Source organism: Pseudomonas sp. MIS38 (assembly GCF_019891575.1).
Lineage (GTDB): Bacteria > Pseudomonadota > Gammaproteobacteria > Pseudomonadales > Pseudomonadaceae > Aquipseudomonas > Aquipseudomonas putida_A.
In genome coordinates this window covers 34530-52158 of record NZ_JAFLXF010000011.1, presented here as the reverse complement: position 1 = coordinate 52158, position 17629 = coordinate 34530, and the positions used below count along the sequence as shown (strand labels likewise).

Sequence of the window (17629 nt, the reverse complement as noted above, 5' to 3'; positions counted from 1 at the left end):
GCTCGCGAAAGCGGTGTGTCAGACACGGAGATGTCGACTGGTATACCGCATTCGCGAGCAAGCCCGCTCCCACAGGTTTTTGCGTTTTCTGTTATTTCAGGTCGAATCGATCCAGATCCATCACCTTGGCCCACGCCGCCACGAAGTCTTTGACGAACTGTTCCTTCGCGTCAGAGCTCGCATACACCTCGGCCAGCGCACGCAGGATCGCGTTGGAACCAAACACCAGATCAACCCGCGTCGCCGTCCACTTCACGCTACCGGTCTTACGGTCGCGTCCTTCAAACTCGTCCGCTGCCGCCGACGTCGGCTTCCACTCCACACACATGTCCAGCAGGTGGGTGAAGAAGTCGTTGCTCAGCGTTTCAGTGCGCGAGGTGAACACGCCATGCCGGCTCTGCCCGACATTCGCCCCCAATACCCGCAGACCACCGACCAGTACGGTCATTTCCGGAGCGGAGAGGGTGAGCAGTTGCGCCTTGTCGATCAGCAGCGCCTCGGCCGACACGGTGTATTTGCCCTTGCTGTAGTTGCGGAAACCATCGGCAATCGGTTCGAGGAAACCAAACGACTCGACATCGGTTTGCTCCTGAGTCGCGTCGGTGCGTCCTGGATTGAACGGCACAGAGACCGAGTGCCCGGCGTTTTTCGCCGCTTGCTCGACCCCGGCGTTACCCGCCAGCACGATCAGATCCGCCAGCGAGACTTTCTTGCCGGATGATCCGGCGTTGAACTCGTTCTGAATGCCCTCAAGGGTCTTCAGCACCTTGTCCAGTTGCTCCGGCTGGTTGGCCTGCCAGAATTTCTGCGGGGCCAGACGCAGACGTCCGCCGTTGGCGCCCCCCCGTTTGTCCGAACCACGGAATGTCGATGCCGCGGCCCAGGCGGTGGACACCAGTTGCGACACCGACAGGCCGGAAGCCAGCACTTTGCTTTTCAGCGCTGCCGCATCGTTGCTGTCGATCAGTGGGTGAGTGGCATCGGGAATCGGGTCTTGCCACAGCAGTTCTTCGTTCGGCAGTTCCGGGCCGAGGTAGCGCGACAGCGGACCCATGTCGCGGTGGATCAGTTTGTACCAGGCGCGGGCGAAGGCGTCGGCCAATTGATCAGGATTGGCCAGGAAACGGCGGGCGATCGGCTCGTAGATCGGGTCGAAACGCAGCGCCAGGTCGGAAGTGAGCATGGTCGGCGAGAGCTTTTTGCTCGGATCGTGCGCATGGGGAACAGTGCCAGCCCCGGCGCCGTTTTTTGGTTTCCACTGATGCGCACCGGCCGGGCTTTTGAACAGTTCCCACTCGAAACCGAACAGGTTTTCCAGGTAGTTGTTGCTCCACTGAGTCGGGGTCGTGGTCCAGGTGACTTCGAGGCCGCTGGTGATGGTGTCGGCGCCTTTGCCGGTGCCGAATGCGTTGCGCCAGCCGAGGCCTTGTTCTTCCAGCCCGGCCGCTTCCGGCTCAGGCCCGACATTATCGGCCGGGCCGGCGCCGTGGGTCTTGCCGAAGGCGTGACCGCCAGCGATCAGGGCCACGGTTTCTTCGTCGTTCATGGCCATGCGGCCGAAGGTTTCGCGGATATCGCGACCGGAGGCGACCGGGTCGGGATTGCCTTCAGGGCCTTCCGGGTTGACGTAGATCAGGCCCATCTGCACGGCGGCCAATGGATTTTCCAGATTGCGTTCGCCCTGATCGGTGCGGCTTTGCTCTTTGCCGTGCAAGTCCGGTTCGGCCACCAGCGTACCGTCACCCGGTTCCTGCATGGCCGACTTGTCTTTGCCGTAGCGACTGTCGCCGCCAAGCCATTCGCGTTCCGAACCCCAATACACGTCTTCGTCCGGTTCCCAGACATCGGGACGTCCACCAGAGAAGCCGAAGGTCTTGAAGCCCATCGACTCCAGCGCGACGTTGCCGGTGAGCACGATCAGGTCGGCCCAGGAAATATTGCGGCCGTATTTCTGTTTGATCGGCCACAGCAGTCGCCGCGCTTTGTCGAGGCTGACGTTGTCCGGCCAGCTGTTGAGCGGAGCGAAACGCTGTTGCCCGGACCCGGCGCCCCCACGGCCATCGGCGGTGCGATAGGTGCCGGCGCTGTGCCAGGCCATGCGAATGAACAGCGGGCCGTAGTGGCCGAAGTCGGCTGGCCACCAGTCCTGGGAGTCGGTCATCAGTGCGCGCAGGTCTTGTTTCAGCGCCTGGAAGTCCAGGCTTTTGAAGGCTTTGGCGTAGTCGAAGTCCTTGCCCAGCGGATCGGACTTGGGCGAGTGCTGGCTGAGGATCTTCAGGTTCAGTTGATTCGGCCACCAGTCACGGTTCGTCGTACCACCACCGGCGGCGTGGTTGAACGGGCATTTCGATTCGTTTGCCATGTTCGAGTCCTTATCAGGTCTTGTGCGGCCGGCTCATGCCGACTTCGGACTAGTAAGGCTAGACCCGACTTGGGCAGTCAGCTAATAGGCCGACTATTGGAGCGTGATAGGCGCAGTCTTTCGAGACCCTGGTAACGCGGGTCTATTCCATAGCTGGCTGATACTTTGCCGAAAACTGGTTTGATAACGCCGTTAATGATTTTAAATATTGAACTTTTTATTTCGAATTGGGCTAGCGGCCTGTCAGATATGACAGTAGCGCTCGAAGTAATGGCGCATTAGCTTTGTCAGCGGAAGCAACGGTCTCAAGATTTTTTGAGAGCCAATCATCACTATAAAACTATTTTGGAATGCATTCGGATGAACAAATCAATTAATACAAAAGAGCAACTTGATGCGTTGCTGCAGGAGATTGGTCGCGGCTCTAATGGTGAGTTCAGTGCATCTATTGGTGGAAGAAATTTCTTGTCGGCGACGAAGGAGAATGCGACTTTTTATATAGCAGCAAATGACTTCATGATTATTGGAGCTGATGACAACAATCGAGGGCATGTAGCTTTCTGCGTTCCAAAGAGCCTGGTTGGTGACGGACCTCATGAGGTGACGTGCTACACAGGTGACTTGAGTTGGACCGCGGCTGACAATGACAATTATCAACTTATTAAATCAGGACGGGCAAAACTGACGTTCTTGAAAAAGGAACATGCGCGAGTCGGCGTTACAGGAAAGATCTATTTTGATTTTCCTGATGGAGGGGAAATAGAGGGGGATTTTAATATCAAGCTTGTTTAGCAAACGTAAAGGGACGGATCCAGCCAATCCGTCCCTTCCCTGATTTCAACTCGATTGCACAGTCTCATCATCGGGCAACGCATCCAGCGGATCTTCCTGCCCCGGCAATTCAGTAATCACACTGAAATCCGTGACCTCGACCGCACCCAATCCATAACCCAGCAAATGAAACGAGAAAGCCTTGCGTTGCTGCGGGTTGTCGAAGCTGAAATCCATCTCCAGCGGCTGATCGGCTGTGGCGACCATCTCGGTCGGCAGGCCCAGTTGCACGTCCTGTTCGAACTCCTTGGCCTTGAGCTGAATGTACGCCGCCTGCTGCGGATCTACTGAGCGCACGGTCAGGCGCACGCGGGTGTGCGAGCCCTTGGGCATTTCCAGGTATTGCGCGCCGATCAGGTTATCGGCCCAGTCATCCTTGATCTGCGCTTGCAGCGGGATGACGTTGTTGCTGCCGAACTGGTAACGCTGATTGAGCGGGGTGCGCAGCAGCGACAGGTCCAGCGCCATGGCCCGCGCGGCAATTTGTCGGGCCTGCTGGCTGCTTTCATTGCCCTTGAAGGTGGCGCGCTCGGCAATGAAGCCGGGGCTTTCGTAGTAGCGGCAACGGCGCGGCATGTCGCACTCGGAGAAAATCCCCTGGCCGTTGTGGTAGCGCAGTTTGCCGTTGGTGTAGGACATGATTTCACGCCCGCTGTCATAGTCGCGGAACAGCGAACGGCCGCTCAGCGCTGACGGCACCGGCAGGTCGAAATAATCGAGGATCGACGCGCTCAGATCGACATGCCCGTAGACCCCGGCATTCAGTCGCGGCAGTTGCTCATGTTCCGGGGCCAGGGTCAGGTTGAAACCCCAGGACGACGCCAGACGCACGCCGTCGATGCCGTGGGATTCGTCCGAGGTGATCACCACCAGCGTGTCCTTGAGCACGCCCTGACGTTCGAGGCCGCTGAGGAACTGCTCCAGTGCATCGTCGAGGTAACCGACAGCCGCCTGTTTCGGCGTCTCGTAACGCGCCAGGTAGTCTTCCGGCGCGGAGTAGGGCTGGTGGGTGCCGACGGTCAACAGGGTGAGCATCCACGGTTGCTTCTGCTTCTTCAGTTGGCCGACGTAATCCAGCGCGCCTTCGAAGAACGCCTTGTCATCCTTGCCCCACGGGAACTCCAGATAATTGGCGTTAGTGAACCATTCCAGACCATGGGTCGCATCGAAACCGATGTGCGGCATGATCTTGTCTTTGGCCATGAAACGCAGACCGGCGCCTTGCAGGTAATGAGTGCTGAATCCGTTCTGCCGCAGCTGCGCCGGCAGGCAGGCCTGATTGCGCTCCTGCTGGGTGAGCATTTCCACGCCTTTGGGCGTGCCGTTGTTGAGCTTGTCGTAATCGCCACAGAGCATGGCGTACAGGCCGCGAATGGTCTGGTGCGTATGCAGCACGTAATCCGGGGTGTTCATGCCGCGCTCGGCCCAGCGGCTGAGATGGGGCATCAGGTCTTCCTGATAATGACTGCCGATGGCCTCGCGATTGGCGCGGATGTACGCGCCGGGGATGCCTTCCAGGGCGATGATCAGCACATTGCGCGCCTGACCCGGTGCGGCCAGCAGCTTGTGGCCATTGAGATCCAGATCGGTCAACCCGGCCATCTGTGGCGCGGGCTCTTCGACGTCACCGTCCAGCCATTCCTCGGCCTGCAACTGCAGCTCGGCGACTTGCGAGGCGAGCAACTGATGCGGCAGGTTGTACAGGCGCCACGGATCTTCCTCGCTTGGCCACTGGTTTTGCACGCCCCAGTGCGCGGCGAACAGCAGCGCCGGTGCGGCCCACACGGCACGGGGCAGGGCAGCAGCGGGCTGCGCGCGATTGGCGAAACGCGTCAGCAACCAGAGCAGCAGCGCCAGCAACAGGGCCGCGCCCAGCGCCGGATGGGCAAAGCCGCCACCGGTGGAGTTCTCCACGAACTGCGGGTCAATCAGGTAATGCAGGTCGGATGGGGTCGGCAACCGGCCGACAGCGCTGACCAACTCCGCCGTCGCCACCGCCAGCAACCCCCAGAACAGCAGCAACGGCAACGCCAGCCACCACGCGCGGCGATGCAGCAACAGCACCAGCAAACTGCCACTCGCCAGGTCGGACAAATAGCCCAGCGACGACGACCAGCCCAACGCCGCGCGCAGGCACACCGGTACGATCAGCACCAGCAGAATCAGGGAAAACAGGCGGGCATGCGGCTGCCGCAACCAACGCAATAAAACGCTCACAAACAAAGACCTTCCAGCCATCAAACCGTCATAAAAGTGTGCGCGATGATACCAAGGGTGGGCTGTCTGATCGCCCTTTTAAACACGCGGCTGATCTGCTCTCGCAAGCGCGGTAAAGGGCCTGAAGCCATGACCGGCGTTCGTGTCAGCTCGATAGCGGCGAATGGGCGCGCTGCTATCGACGGCAGATTTATTGTTTCAGGCTGTTTAAGGAAGTCGCCCGCACTGTATGAAAGCCACACCACGACGGCAGCTGGAATCGAAGAAGTGCATGGCGATGCCGGCAGCTGACAACTCTGAGGCATCGCCCACCGTCAGCCAATTCGGCGATCAGTCCAAACCGTCGTCGAAGATGCTTTCAATCGGTAACTCGAACGCCCGGGCAATCTGAAACGCCAGTGGCAGGCTAGGGTCATAACGCTCGTTTTCGATGGCGTTGATCGTCTGGCGCGACACCTTGAGGCGTTCAGCCAGATCGACCTGCGACCAGTTGCGCTCGGCGCGGAGTGCCTTGAGGCGATTTTTCATTGGTAGCGACGTCGCGCGATTTGCAGGCCGAGAATCCACATGGCGCCCATCACAGGCCACACGCAAGTCCACGGTATGTGTGGGGCGCCGACGTTTTCCAGAAAACCGTAACTGAAGGTCAGCAGCGCTGAGGCGGCGAAGGCAAATCCCAGCGCTTCGAACTGTATACGCAGATGCATTTCGTCCATGCGCCGCATGTTGCGCACGATGCTCCAGCACATCAATCCTGCCGGGATAATCGGTGTCAGCGCGACGGCTGAACGCAGAATCATGTTGGCATCCGTCAGGTATTGCGTAGCGATCACTGAGGCCGTCAACACCAGCATATAGAGGATCAACGCCGCGCCCATTTCAAGGTAGTACCGGTTCATTCTTCAACTTCCTGTGTAAAAGACCCTTTACATACTTGCTAAAATTTTTCCTTATGTAAAGCAAGCTTTCCATAAACCTCGACCGGGTTGTTTCTGGACAGCCTGATGGCCACTCAGTAGCATTCGAGCCCAACGGATTTTCCCTTCGCACGTCGTCCGACGTGGAGTTCTCAAGGAATCGACATGCGCGACACCCCCAATGGCGAACAACGAACGGTCGTGACCTTAGTCAACGGCGAGATTCATCACGAAACCCAGATCAGTTTCAGCTCGGTGTCGGTCGTCAATGGAGAAGTGCGGGTGCATACCGCTGAAGGCAATCAGATAAATGTCCAGGTGCCGGGGGCGGACTTCTCATTGCGCTTTGATCTGGATGGAGTGCAGCAGATTCCAGTGGCGCAGCAGGCACCGGTTGAAACGGTGCCCGTCGACAACAACCTGAAGCTGTTCACCTGGAAAACCGTACTGATCACCCTTGGGCTGTGGACGGTGGTCAACCTGATCACTGGTTGGCTGGGATTCTTCGCGGCGGCCGGTTATCTCGGTTATCGCTGGAGTCAGGTGTTGAAGCGCAAGCAGCAGTTGGCGGCGGCGCCCGTGGAGAAAACTGCGGCGGCATCGCGCTCGGGGATGTCGAGAGAAAGCGTGCGCAATGCACTGGCCCGCAAGCGCGGCTGACATGCGCGATAAAAAAGGGGCGACCTGATCATCAATCAGGCCGCCCCTTTTTATTACCGCCAAGTCAGATCAATGCATCTTGCTGTGATCGTGGCCTTCCATGTGCGTCAGCGCACGCACTTCGGCTTTGACTTCGACGGTTTCTTTCTCGCCCTTGGCGTTTTCCACGGTCAGGGTCAGCGGTACGCTTTCGCCTTCCTTGAGCTGGCCGGTCAGGCCCATCAGCATCACGTGGTAGCCGTTCGGGTCGAAGGTGACGGCTTTGCCGGCTGGCAGGTCGACCGATTTGACCGGGCCCATGCTCATCACGTCGTTCTTCATCGACATTTCGTGGATCTGCACATCCTTGGCCACTGGCGAGGCCACGCTCAGCAGTTTGCTGTCGCTGTCAGCGGTGACGGTCATGAACGCGCCGCTGGCCGATTGGGTCGGCACGGTCGCACGCACCCAGGCATCATCGACCTTGGTCTGAGCCGAGGCTTGAAACGCCAGGCCCAGCAGGGACAGGGCGAAAACGGCGCGTTTGATGTTGTTCAAAACGGGGTGCATCAGCAGACCTCCATAACGGTGAGCAAATCTTCCGTGCACTCTTGTGCCGAAAGCGATACAGACAGACCCATGCGCAACTGGCCACGCGAGTCGTAGACGTAACTGGTGGACGTGTGGGAGATCGTATAGGTGTCGCCGGCCGGCACCTTCTCGAAGAACACGTCGAATTCCTTGGCGGTGGCCTGGGTTTCTTCCAGCGTGCCGTACAGTGCGACGAAGCTCGGGTCGAAGGCTTTGACGTAGGCGTCGAGGATCTGCGGCGTGTCGCGTTCCGGGTCGAGGGTGATGAAGATCACCTGCAGACGGTCGCCGTCCTTGCCCATCAGCTTCTTGATTTGCGCGGCGCGGGCGAGGGTGGTCGGGCACACCGCCGGGCATTGGGTGAAGCCGAAGAAGATCATCGGCATCATCCCGCGAAAGCTCGACAGCGTCATGGTTTCGCCGTCGGTGTTCTTCAGCTTGAAGGTGCGTCCGAGGATCTTGTCACTCAGGTCCTTGCCGTACTTGTACGACAGTTGGCCACGGGTGTCGCAGCCGGCGAGCAGGCCCAGGCCCAGCACGCCCATTCCCGCAAGCACCTTGCGGCGAGTCAACAAAGCCGTCATCTAATACCGCCTTTTGCAGCCCGTCAGTCGGCAGGACTGGCGGGGGGTTAACCGTAAAAGCGGCGCATGATACCAAACTGACGGCAGACGCCGGCCACGGATCGCCGCGCGGCGTCGGATCGGGCGACAAAAGGTGTAAGAAAAAGTGACGAGGGGCTACTGAACCCGGGCCTCATTGGCCTGCCAGCCGCCGCCCAGCGCGGTGTACAGGTTGACTTCGGCAACCAGCTGCGCAAGACGATCAGTGATCAGCCCCTGCTGTGAACTGAACAGCGAACGCTGTGCATCGAGAAACGTCAGGCTGCTGTCGACGCCATTCTGATAACGGTGTTGCGCCAGGTTGTAATAGTCCTGAGTCGCCTGCACCAGATCGCGTTGTGCCTGCAATTGCTGCTGATAAGTGCTGCGCGCCGCCAGGCCGTCGGCAACTTCCTGAAACGCGGTTTGAATCGATTTCTCGTATTCGGCGACCGCGACGTCTTTCTGCAATTTCGAATAATCCAGACTCGCGCGCAGGCTGCCGGCGTTGAAAATCGGCAAGTTGATTTGCGGCTGGAACGTCCACGCCCCGGAGCCGGCGCTGAACAGGCCGGACAGATCGCGGCTGGAGGTGCCGGCGCTGGCGGTCAGGCTGACACTGGGGAAAAACGCCGCGCGCGCTGCACCGATATTGGCGTTGGCCGCTTTCAGTTTGTACTCGGCCTGCAGAATGTCCGGGCGCCGTTGCAGCAGGTCCGACGGCAACCCGGCCGGCAATTGCTGAACCAGATCGTTGGCCAGTGGTTGCGCCGGCAGTTGCTCGGGGACTGGCGCGCCAACCAGCAGTGTCAGGCTGTTGAGATCCTGCGCCACCTGACGTTTGTATCGCGCCAGATTGGCTCGCGAACTGTCGACGCTGGTTTGCGCCTGCGCCTGTTCCAGCGCCGAAGACTTGCCGGCCTCACGGTTGCGCGTGGTCAGGCGCAGGCTTTGCTGATCGGAGGCCAGGGTCTGGCGCGTCAGTTCGAGCAACTCCTGATCGGCGCGCCAGGTCAGGTAGGCATTGGCGACATTGGCCACCAGACTCAGCTCGGCACTGCGCCGCGCCTGTTCGGTCGCCAGCCAGGTTTGCAGCGCCTGCTCGCTGAGGCTGCGCACTCGGCCGAAAAAATCCAGTTCATAGGCACTGACGCCCAGATTCACCGCATAGGTCGAATTGATCATGGCTTTGCTGCGGGTCACGCTGGGCGGCATGCGCTGGCGCGACTCGCTGGCATTGGCCGATACCGCCGGCAGCAGATCGGCGCGCTGGATCCGATACTGCGCCTGGAACGCCTCGACGTTCAGCGCCGCGACCCGCAGGTCGCGATTGTTCACCAGCGCGCTTTCAATCAACTGTTGCAGCGCCGGGTCGTTGAACAGCGTGCGCCAGTCTTCAGTGCGCGCTGCGGCGGGTTTCGGTGCCGGGTAAACCGCGCCTTGCGGATACTGCGCCGCGCTCGGTGAGGCAGGGCGCTGGTACTCGGGAATCAACGAACAACCGGCCAGCAGGGCGGCGAGGGACAGCAGGGAAATGCGCAGCATCGAACGCTCTCATGCAGAAAAAACACGTGCCGGGCACTGCGTCCCCACACCATCATCAAACACCGTTGAACCACGGCCGCGCGGTTATGCCCCAGCCATCCAGCGCGCCAGACCGTGCCGTCCGCTGACCCCCAGTTTGGCGGTCGCCCGTTTGAGGTAGGTCTCGACCGAACTGCTCTTGACCCGCAGCTTCTCGGCCAGTTGCGGCACGGTACCGCCGGTCAGCAGACCCAGGCAGACTTCCTTTTCCCGCGCCGACAGCACGATGCCACCCAGCGCCAGGCGTTCGTCGAACACCTGCTGCAACGGCGCCTGCTCCAGATCGGCCAAGGGCAGGCGCGGCTGTTTGGCGACAATCTGCCGACTGAGCTGCGCGTGCCGTTCGATCAGCGGCAACAGCGTGTCGGACAGGCTTTTAAGAAACGACAGCTCCGGCAAGGAAAACACTCGTTGCGTATGCGGTCGGTAGAACGAGATGACACAGCGGCGATTAGAGGTGCGGGACACCAGATTGCACTGGTGCACGCTGTGCTGCGGATGTTGCGGCTGGAGCGACGCTTTGAGTTGAATCAGCAGGGAATCATTCATCTCGATCATCTTCTGCAACAACGGATGATCGTCCGGACTTTTCAACGGGTCCGGTGGCGGGAAGGTCTGCGGCAGTCCGGCGCTGCCCAGCGCCTTGATCTCGACCACGCTGGCCTGACGTTCGTCCAGCGTCCACTCACTGAGATCGACGCGATTGACCGGCACCAGGGTGTCGACCAACTGGAACAGGTTGCTGGCGAAATGATCGTCGCCGGTGCTGGCAATCAGTTCCCCCAGTTGCCAGTAGAAATGCGGGTTTTCCATGTTGCGAATGCTGCCGGTCAGATTCATATCCTTGTCATCCCTGGTTCCGAGTCATCACCGAGTCGTCCGCTGTTTATGCAAAAGCCGCCCACGCAATCGTCTCTCCTTGAAACTGATCTGGGGCGGGATTTAAGCCTATGGATTTGTCCTACGTCTGTAGGGGAAAACAGGGACACAAAGTGCCATCATTTCTGAAAGTTGGCGCCGGGCTTCTGACGCCGTTTGCGACAGGTGTTGCACATCGCGTGACTGTTTGGTCACGTCAAGACCTTGAAAACCGGGGCAGTTGCGTTTTTTTGAGGTCACAACGCAGGTCGATGGCAGCGCTGGTGTGTGGCATTTTTCCTACAGAATTTTCAGTCTTTCCTCTCCGAACTTTTAGTGGGTTCCCACCCAATCAGGGGCTACAAGCGCTGACAGGCCAGCGCCCGGGGCGGGGTTGTCCGGGTTTTACGTGTCATGTCGGCATCGGGGCCGATGCTTGAATAGGCGCAAAATCACATGAGAAGGATCTTATGCCGCCTATTTCTGCCCCTGCGGTGGCCACGCCGTCCGCATCGCTCCAGACGTATCCGCTGACCGCTGCGCAGCTGGATATCTGGCTGGATCAGCTGAGTCGCGGGGATTCGCCGCTGTACAACATCGGCGGCTACCTGGACCTCAGCGGGCCGCTGGATCCGGCGCGGATGCAGGCTGCGCTGGAAGCACTGGTAGCCCGGCATGACGCGCTGCGCACGATTCTGCTGCCGGGCGCTGGCGCCGATGGCCTGCCTTTGCAGCAGTTCGCCCGGTCAGTAGCGGTGCCGATGCCGATCGACGATGTGTCGGCGCACAGCGACCCGGAATCGGCGGCGCGGGCATTGGTGCAAGCACGCATCGATCAACCCTTTGTGCTGGACGGCGGCTGCCTGTTGCGCTTTCTGTTGATCCGTCTCAATGACCAGCGACACTGGCTGTCCGTGCAGGCGCATCACTTGATCGTCGATGGCTGGGGCTTCGGCGAAATGTTCAAGTCGCTGGACGAGATCTACAACGCGCTGGCGCACGGCCAACCGACACCGGTCGCGGCGCCGTCGTACATCGACTTCATCGAGGACAATGCGCGCTATCAAGCGTCGCCGCGTTATGCGCAGGATCGCGCCTACTGGCTGGACAAGTACCGACAATTGCCCGAGCCGCTGTTGCTGCCACGGCATCAGCAGAGTCTGGCCGGCCAGACCGCTCAGACGCAGGTCTACGCGCAGCCCTTGCCGGCATTGCTGCACGAGCGCATGCAGCAGGTGGCCCGAGCGTTCGGCGCGTCGGCGTTCCATGTGTTGCTGGCGGCGCTGCATGTCTACTTCAGCCGCACCGCACAACGTGACGAATGGGTGGTTGGATTGCCGATTCTCAACCGCTCCGGCGCGCGCTTCAAATCCACGCTTGGGCTGTTCGCCCAGGTCAGTGCGGTGCGCATGGGCTTCGGTCGCCACTGCACGTTCGCTGAACTGGTCAGAGCGATCCGTGATGAACTGCGCACGGATTTCCGCCATCAGCGTTTTCCCGTGAGTGAGATGAACCGCGCCCTTGGCCTGCTGCGGGAGGAGCGCTCGCAGCTGTTCGAAGTCACTGTTTCCTACGAGCAGGGCACTCACGATTATCGCTACGGCGAGGCGTCGGGACGGATCATCAAGGCCTCGAACGTCGAGGAGGCCACACCGCTGGCGGTGCACTTGCTGAGCAATCTGGCCAATGACGACGCACGGCTGTATCTGATCTACAGCGAGGCGTATTTCAGCGCCGATGAAGTCAAGGCACTGGCTGAGCGCTGGTTGCTGATTCTGGAGCAGGGGCTGGAAGCGGTGAATCTGGCGGTGGCGGATTTCGATCTGAGCACGCCGGAAGAAACCGCGCTGCTGCAACAGTGGAATGCCACGCGGGTGGACTACCCGGCTCCGACCACCATTCAGCAGCGTGTCGAAGCGCAGGCGACGCTACGGCCGCAGTCGCTGGCGGCGGTTGATCAGGGGCAAAGCCTGACCTATGCCGAACTCAATCAACGCGCCAACGCGCTGGCTCATCATCTGCTCGATCTCGGGGTGCGCCCGGATGACCGGGTGGCGATCGTTGCCCGGCGCGGGCTCGACACGCTGGTCGGGCTGTTGGCGATCCTCAAGGCTGGCGCCGCGTATGTACCGCTGGATCCGGCGCATCCAGCCGAGCGCCTGAGCTATCTGCTGGAGGACAGCGCGCCCATCGCGGTGCTGACCCAGCGCGCGCTGCGCGGGCATTTGCCGGCGTTGTCGGTGCCGGTGATCGAGCTGGATCAGCCGAGTTGGTCGGCTGGCCGGGTCGACGCGCCGAAGGTGCCGGGGCTGACCCCGGCCAACCTCGCTTATGTGATTTACACCTCCGGCTCCACCGGCCTGCCCAAGGGGGTGATGGTCGAGCACCGCACCCTGTGCAATCTGGTCGATTGGCACGCTGATGTCTTCGACCTGCATGCCGGCAGCCATACCTCAAGCCTGGCCGGTTTCGGTTTCGATGCGATGGCCTGGGAAGTCTGGCCAGCGCTGTGCGTGGGCGCGACCCTGCACCTGGCGCCGGCCAGCGAGGGCAGCGAAGACATCGATGCGCTGCTCGACTGGTGGCGTGCGCAGCCGCTGGACGTGAGCTTCTTGCCGACGCCGATCGCCGAATACGCGTTCAGCCGCCAGCTCGATCACCCGACGTTGCGCACGTTGCTGATCGGTGGCGACCGCCTGCGCCAGTTCCCGCGTCAGCCATCGTTCGAAGTGATCAACAACTATGGCCCGACCGAAGCCACGGTGGTGGCGACCTCGGGACGCATCGACGCCGGGCAGGCGCTGCACATCGGCAAACCGGTGAGCAACGCCACGGTGTATCTGCTCGACGAGCAGCAGCAACCGGTGCCGCTGGGCGTGACGGGCGAGTTGTACGTCGGGGGGGCCGGGGTGGCGCGCGGTTACCTGAACCGCGCAGAGCTGAGCGCCGAACGCTTCCTGCGTGATCCGTTCAGTGCTGAACCGGGCGCGCGCCTGTACCGCACCGGCGACCTCGCGCGCTGGCGCGCCGACGGCAATCTGGAGTATCTGGGGCGCAACGATGATCAGGTGAAAATCCGTGGCATCCGGATCGAGCCGGGGGAGATCGAGAGCGCACTCGCCAGCCATTCGGCGGTGCGCGAAGCGGTGGTGCTGGTGCGCGACGGGCAATTGCTGGCGTGGTTCACCGAGCAGGCGCCGCTGGACATCAATGAGCTGCACGCGCAGCTGAAAACCCGCCTGAGCAGCGCCATGCTGCCGAGCGCCTACGTGCGTCTTACGGCGCTGCCGCTGACCGCCAACGGCAAGGTCGATCGCAAGGCACTGCCGGCGCCCGGGCCGGACGATCTGATCCGCCGCGAATACGAGGCGCCGCAGGGTGAGGTCGAAATCGCCCTGGCGCAGATCTGGGCCGAAGTCCTGCAAGTCGAGCGGGTCGGGCGTCACGATCACTTCTTCGAACTCGGCGGGCATTCGTTGCTGGCGGTGATTCTGATCGAGCGCATGCGTCAGCTCGATCTGAGCAGCGACGTGCGCGTGCTGTTCAGTCAGCCGACCCTGGCGGCGCTGGCGGCTTCGGTCGGCAGCGGTCGGGAGATCGAAGTGCCGGCCAACCGCATCGCCGCCGATTGCACCCATATCACTCCGGCAATGCTGCCGCTGGTGCAACTGCAGCAGGCGGACATCGAACGGATCGTCGCCACGGTGCCGGGCGGCGCGGCTAACGTGCAGGATATTTATCCGTTGGCACCGCTGCAGGAAGGCATTCTCTACCACCACATCACCGCTGAGCAGGGCGATCCGTACCTGCTGCAATCGCAACTGGCGTTCGACAGTCTTGAGCGCGTCGAGGCTTTCGCCGCTGCACTGCGCGAGGTCATGGCGCGCCACGACATTCTGCGCACTTCGGTGCTCTGGGAAGGCCTGAACACCCCGGTGCAGGTGGTGTGGCGCGCGGCAATTCTGCCGTTGCAGGAGGTCGAGCTGGACCCGGCCGACGGCCCGATCATCGACCAGTTGCACCAGCGCTTCAGTGCCCGGCGTTATCGCCTCGACGTTAGCCAGGCGCCGCTGATGCGCCTGGTGTATGCCCGTGATCCGGCGCTGGATCGGGTGGTGGGGATTCTGCTGTTCCATCACTTGGCGATGGATCACATCGCCCTCGAAGTGATGCGCAGCGAAATGCGGGCCAGTCTGTCGGGGCAGGTCGTGGCGCTGGCGCCGCCGGTGCCGTATCGCAATTACGTGGCGCAGACGCGGCTGGGTGTCACGGAGCAGGAACACGAAGTGTTTTTCCGCGCGCAACTGGCGGACGTCGACGAGCCGACCCTGCCATTCGGCCTGCAGGAAGTGCAGGGCGACGGACGCGGCATCGACGAAGCGCAGCAGGCGTTGCCGGCTGACGTCTATCAGCGTCTGCGCACCCAGGCGCGACAGGCCGGGGTCAGTGTGGCGAGCCTGATTCATCTGGCCTGGGCGCGGGTGCTGGCGGCGACGTCGGGCCAACAGCGTGTGGTGTTCGGTACGGTGCTGATGGGGCGTATGCAAGGCGGCGAGGGCGCCGACCGGGCCTTGGGCGTGTTCATCAACAGCTTGCCGTTGCGCATCGATGTCGATGCCGGGGTGCGCGACGCCGTGCGCGCCACCCATGCGCGGCTGACCGCGCTGCTCGGGCATGAGCACGCGTCGCTGGCACTGGCCCAGCGCTGCAGCGGCGTCGCCTCGCCGTCACCGTTGTTCAGCGCGCTGCTCAATTATCGGCACAGTGACGAGTCCGAACTGCTGGAGCCGTCCAGCCATGCCTGGAAAGGCATCGAAACCCTGGCCAACGAGGAGCGCACCAATTACCCGCTGACCATGAGCGTGGATGATTTTGGCAACGGCTTGCGCCTGACCGGCAGGGCTGTGGCGCAGATTGGCGCGCAACGGATTTGCGGTTACATGCAAGCGGCGTTGAGCGGCCTGGTACAGGCCTTGGAGCAGACTCCGCAACAACTGTTGAACCGCTTGCCGATCCTGCAAGCCGAGGAGTTGCAACGTTTGCTGATCACGTTCAACGCCACCGAGGTCGATTGTCCGCTGGACCAGCCACTGCACGCGTTGTTCGAAGCACAGGTGCGGCGTAAGCCGGACGCCATCGCGCTGCAATCCGCGCAGGGAACCCTGACTTACCTTGAGCTCAATCAGCGCGCCAATCGTCTGGCCCATCACCTGCGTGAACTCGGCGTGCAACCGGACTCGCGCGTAGCAATCTGCGTCGAGCGCGGACTGGATCTGATCGTTGGTTTGCTCGGCATCCTCAAGGCCGGTGGTGCTTATGTGCCGCTGGACCCGGACTATCCGCTGGAGCGCCTGAATTACATGTTGCAGAACAGCGCGCCGGTCGCACTGCTGGTGCATGGCGCCACGCGGCAATTGCTCGGCGAACCGAGTGTGCCGCTGATCAATCTGGATCACGGCAGTTGGGAGCAGCAGCCGTCAGGAAATCCGCAGGTGCCTGGCCTGAATGCTTCGAATCTCGCTTACATGATCTACACCTCGGGCTCCACCGGGTTGCCCAAAGGCGTGATGATCGAGCATCGCAGTGCCTGCAACATGGTGCATTGGGGTTCGCAGCTCAGTCCGCCGACCGGGCACGGTGCGCTCCTGCAAAAAGCGCCGTTCAGCTTCGACAGCTCGGTGTGGGAGATCTTCTGGCCGCTGTGTTCGGGGATGCGTCTGGTACTGGCGCGACCGGACGGCAACCGCGATTCGGCCTATGTGGTGCAGACCATTCGCGAGCATCAGGTCACCGTAGTCAAATTCGTTCCTGCGTTACTGCAGCAGTTCATTGAGCAGGACGGTGTCGAACAGTGCACCAGCCTGACCGATGTGCTCAACGGTGGCGGCGAACTCAGTGCAGCGCTGGCGCGCCAGGTGCGCGATCGCCTGCCGTGGGTGCGGTTGCATAACGTTTACGGGCCGACTGAAACCACGGTGGACAGCACGGGCTGGACGCTGGACCCGGAAATGCCGGTGCCGGACAACGTGGTGCCGATCGGCACAGCCTTGAGCAACACCCGCCTGTACGTGCTTGATGCGTATGGTCAACCGGTGCCGCAAGGCGTCAGCGGAGAGTTGCATATCGGCGGCGTCGGTGTGGCGCGTGGTTATCACGGCTTGCCGGAGATGCAGGCCGAGCGCTTCATCGACAGCCCGTTTGTGCCGGGGGATCGCCTGTACCGCACTGGCGATCTGGCGCGCTACAACCACCACGGGGAACTTGAATTCCTCGGCCGCAATGACTTCCAGATCAAGCTGCGTGGCTTGCGTCTGGAGCCGGGGGAAATCGAGGCGCGGCTGATCGAACATCCGGCAATTCGCCAAGCGGTAGTGATGGTCCGCGATGAGCGTCTGGTGGCCTGGTACACCGTTCGCTCGGGTGTAGAAGCACCCAGTCTGGAGGCCTTGCGCGCGCATGTGTTGGAGCGTTTGCCGGAGTACATGGTGCCGGGCGCGTTTGTGCTGCTCGACGCTTTGCCACTGACGCCAAACGACAAGATCGATCGTAAAGCCTTGCCGGAGCCGGGAGCCGACGCAGTCATCAATCGCCCATACGTGGCACCCGAGGGTGAAGTCGAAACCGCGCTGGCGCAGATCTGGAGCGAGGTGCTTGGCGTCGAACAGGTCGGTCGTCACGACAACTTCTTCGAACTCGGTGGGCATTCGTTGCTGGCGGTGAGTCTGGTGGCGCGCATGCGTCAGAGCGGCCTGCACACCGACGCCCGGGCGCTGTTCAGCCAGCCGACGCTGGCGGCACTGGCGCTCAGCACCACACCCGAGGCGCAGCAAGTGTTGATCCCGCAAACCACCATCCCGAGCCTCAATCGCAAACGCCGGCTCTAGCCCGGAATTGATTGTGTAAACCAAACCCTGTGGGGGATTGCGGCGGCCGAGCCGGCGGCTTGTCCCCGCTTCCCATGTCAGCCCCGCAAGCCCCGATGTTTTAGTTTTTCCAGGCTGCGCACAGCAGGCACGGACTCGCGGCTG

At 61.5% G+C, this 17629-nt stretch carries 12 protein-coding genes; 4 read left to right on the top strand and 8 right to left on the bottom strand.

All coding sequences use genetic code 11. The features are described 5' to 3' along the window. Positions 1–91: 91 nt before the first annotated feature. Positions 92–2362, bottom strand: coding sequence for a catalase/peroxidase HPI (katG, locus tag J1G18_RS14355; protein WP_223007934.1), 2271 nt, complete (start codon positions 2360–2362; stop codon positions 92–94). Positions 2363–2722: 360 nt separating this feature from the next. Here katG and J1G18_RS14350 point away from each other — a divergent pair, with 360 nt between their 5' ends. Continuing rightward, entirely contained in the window at positions 2723–3154 is a 432-nt protein-coding gene (locus J1G18_RS14350; RefSeq protein WP_098968292.1) for a hypothetical protein, read from the top strand. A 45-nt stretch (positions 3155–3199) separates the two neighbouring features. Here J1G18_RS14350 and J1G18_RS14345 read toward each other — a convergent pair whose 3' ends face one another. After that, a complete protein-coding gene (locus J1G18_RS14345) occupies positions 3200–5431 on the bottom strand; it encodes an LTA synthase family protein (protein WP_223007933.1) in 2232 nt (743 codons plus the stop codon). Between the two features lie 108 nt (positions 5432–5539). On the opposite strand from J1G18_RS14345, the gene J1G18_RS14340 reads away from it, so the two are divergent. Next, positions 5540–5701 (top strand): hypothetical protein, encoded by a 162-nt coding sequence (locus J1G18_RS14340; RefSeq protein WP_171061923.1) that lies wholly within the window; start codon positions 5540–5542, stop codon positions 5699–5701. A gap of 39 nt (positions 5702–5740) precedes the next feature. Here the strand turns inward: J1G18_RS14340 and J1G18_RS14335 are convergent, their stop codons facing one another. Further along, on the bottom strand, positions 5741–5938 hold the full coding sequence (locus J1G18_RS14335; protein ID WP_098968294.1) for a helix-turn-helix transcriptional regulator: 198 nt from the start codon (positions 5936–5938) through the stop codon (positions 5741–5743). Beyond that, positions 5935–6309 carry a hypothetical protein gene (locus tag J1G18_RS14330; RefSeq protein ID WP_003224193.1) on the bottom strand — a complete coding sequence of 125 codons (375 nt, stop codon included), beginning with the start codon at positions 6307–6309 and terminating at the stop codon, positions 5935–5937. The genes J1G18_RS14335 and J1G18_RS14330 overlap by 4 nt, the downstream gene beginning before the upstream one ends. A gap of 183 nt (positions 6310–6492) precedes the next feature. Here J1G18_RS14330 and J1G18_RS14325 point away from each other — a divergent pair, with 183 nt between their 5' ends. Further along, positions 6493–6987, top strand: a complete 495-nt coding sequence (locus J1G18_RS14325) for a hypothetical protein (RefSeq protein ID WP_098968295.1) — start codon at positions 6493–6495, stop codon at positions 6985–6987. Positions 6988–7056: 69 nt separating this feature from the next. Here the strand turns inward: J1G18_RS14325 and J1G18_RS14320 are convergent, their stop codons facing one another. The 4 genes from J1G18_RS14320 to J1G18_RS14305 all read right to left on the bottom strand — a co-directional run bounded on the left by J1G18_RS14320 (position 7057) and on the right by J1G18_RS14305 (position 10583). Next, positions 7057–7536, bottom strand: a complete 480-nt coding sequence (locus tag J1G18_RS14320; RefSeq protein WP_027613130.1) for a copper chaperone PCu(A)C — start codon at positions 7534–7536, stop codon at positions 7057–7059. After that, positions 7536–8141, bottom strand: coding sequence for an SCO family protein (locus tag J1G18_RS14315; protein ID WP_047599796.1), 606 nt, complete (start codon positions 8139–8141; stop codon positions 7536–7538). Before J1G18_RS14315 ends, J1G18_RS14320 begins: the two co-directional genes overlap by 1 nt. Positions 8142–8297: 156 nt before the next feature. Further along, positions 8298–9704 (bottom strand): AdeC/AdeK/OprM family multidrug efflux complex outer membrane factor, encoded by a 1407-nt coding sequence (gene adeC, locus J1G18_RS14310; protein WP_316851783.1) that lies wholly within the window; start codon positions 9702–9704, stop codon positions 8298–8300. Between the two features lie 84 nt (positions 9705–9788). Continuing rightward, complete coding sequence (locus J1G18_RS14305; RefSeq protein ID WP_098968297.1) at positions 9789–10583, bottom strand: helix-turn-helix transcriptional regulator; 795 nt, start codon at positions 10581–10583, stop codon at positions 9789–9791. Between the two features lie 488 nt (positions 10584–11071). Here J1G18_RS14305 and J1G18_RS14300 point away from each other — a divergent pair, with 488 nt between their 5' ends. Then, entirely contained in the window at positions 11072–17485 is a 6414-nt protein-coding gene (locus tag J1G18_RS14300; protein ID WP_223007932.1) for a non-ribosomal peptide synthetase, read from the top strand. Positions 17486–17629: the final 144 nt, after the last annotated feature.

What these genes read in the sequence shown, in the direction of transcription:
- J1G18_RS14335 (WP_098968294.1), bottom strand. Translation starts at nt 5,938, where the DNA reads ATGAAAAATCGCCTCAAGGCACTCCGCGCCGAGCGCAACTGGTCGCAG.
- J1G18_RS14325 (WP_098968295.1), top strand. Translation starts at nt 6,493, where the DNA reads ATGCGCGACACCCCCAATGGCGAACAACGAACGGTCGTGACCTTAGTC.
- J1G18_RS14315 (WP_047599796.1), bottom strand. Translation starts at nt 8,141, where the DNA reads ATGACGGCTTTGTTGACTCGCCGCAAGGTGCTTGCGGGAATGGGCGTG.
- J1G18_RS14300 (WP_223007932.1), top strand. Translation starts at nt 11,072, where the DNA reads ATGCCGCCTATTTCTGCCCCTGCGGTGGCCACGCCGTCCGCATCGCTC.
- adeC (WP_316851783.1), bottom strand. Translation starts at nt 9,704, where the DNA reads ATGCTGCGCATTTCCCTGCTGTCCCTCGCCGCCCTGCTGGCCGGTTGT.
- J1G18_RS14350 (WP_098968292.1), top strand. Translation starts at nt 2,723, where the DNA reads ATGAACAAATCAATTAATACAAAAGAGCAACTTGATGCGTTGCTGCAG.
- J1G18_RS14345 (WP_223007933.1), bottom strand. Translation starts at nt 5,431, where the DNA reads ATGGCTGGAAGGTCTTTGTTTGTGAGCGTTTTATTGCGTTGGTTGCGG.
- J1G18_RS14305 (WP_098968297.1), bottom strand. Translation starts at nt 10,583, where the DNA reads ATGAATCTGACCGGCAGCATTCGCAACATGGAAAACCCGCATTTCTAC.
- J1G18_RS14320 (WP_027613130.1), bottom strand. Translation starts at nt 7,536, where the DNA reads ATGCACCCCGTTTTGAACAACATCAAACGCGCCGTTTTCGCCCTGTCC.
- katG (WP_223007934.1), bottom strand. Translation starts at nt 2,362, where the DNA reads ATGGCAAACGAATCGAAATGCCCGTTCAACCACGCCGCCGGTGGTGGT.
- J1G18_RS14330 (WP_003224193.1), bottom strand. Translation starts at nt 6,309, where the DNA reads ATGAACCGGTACTACCTTGAAATGGGCGCGGCGTTGATCCTCTATATG.
- J1G18_RS14340 (WP_171061923.1), top strand. Translation starts at nt 5,540, where the DNA reads ATGACCGGCGTTCGTGTCAGCTCGATAGCGGCGAATGGGCGCGCTGCT.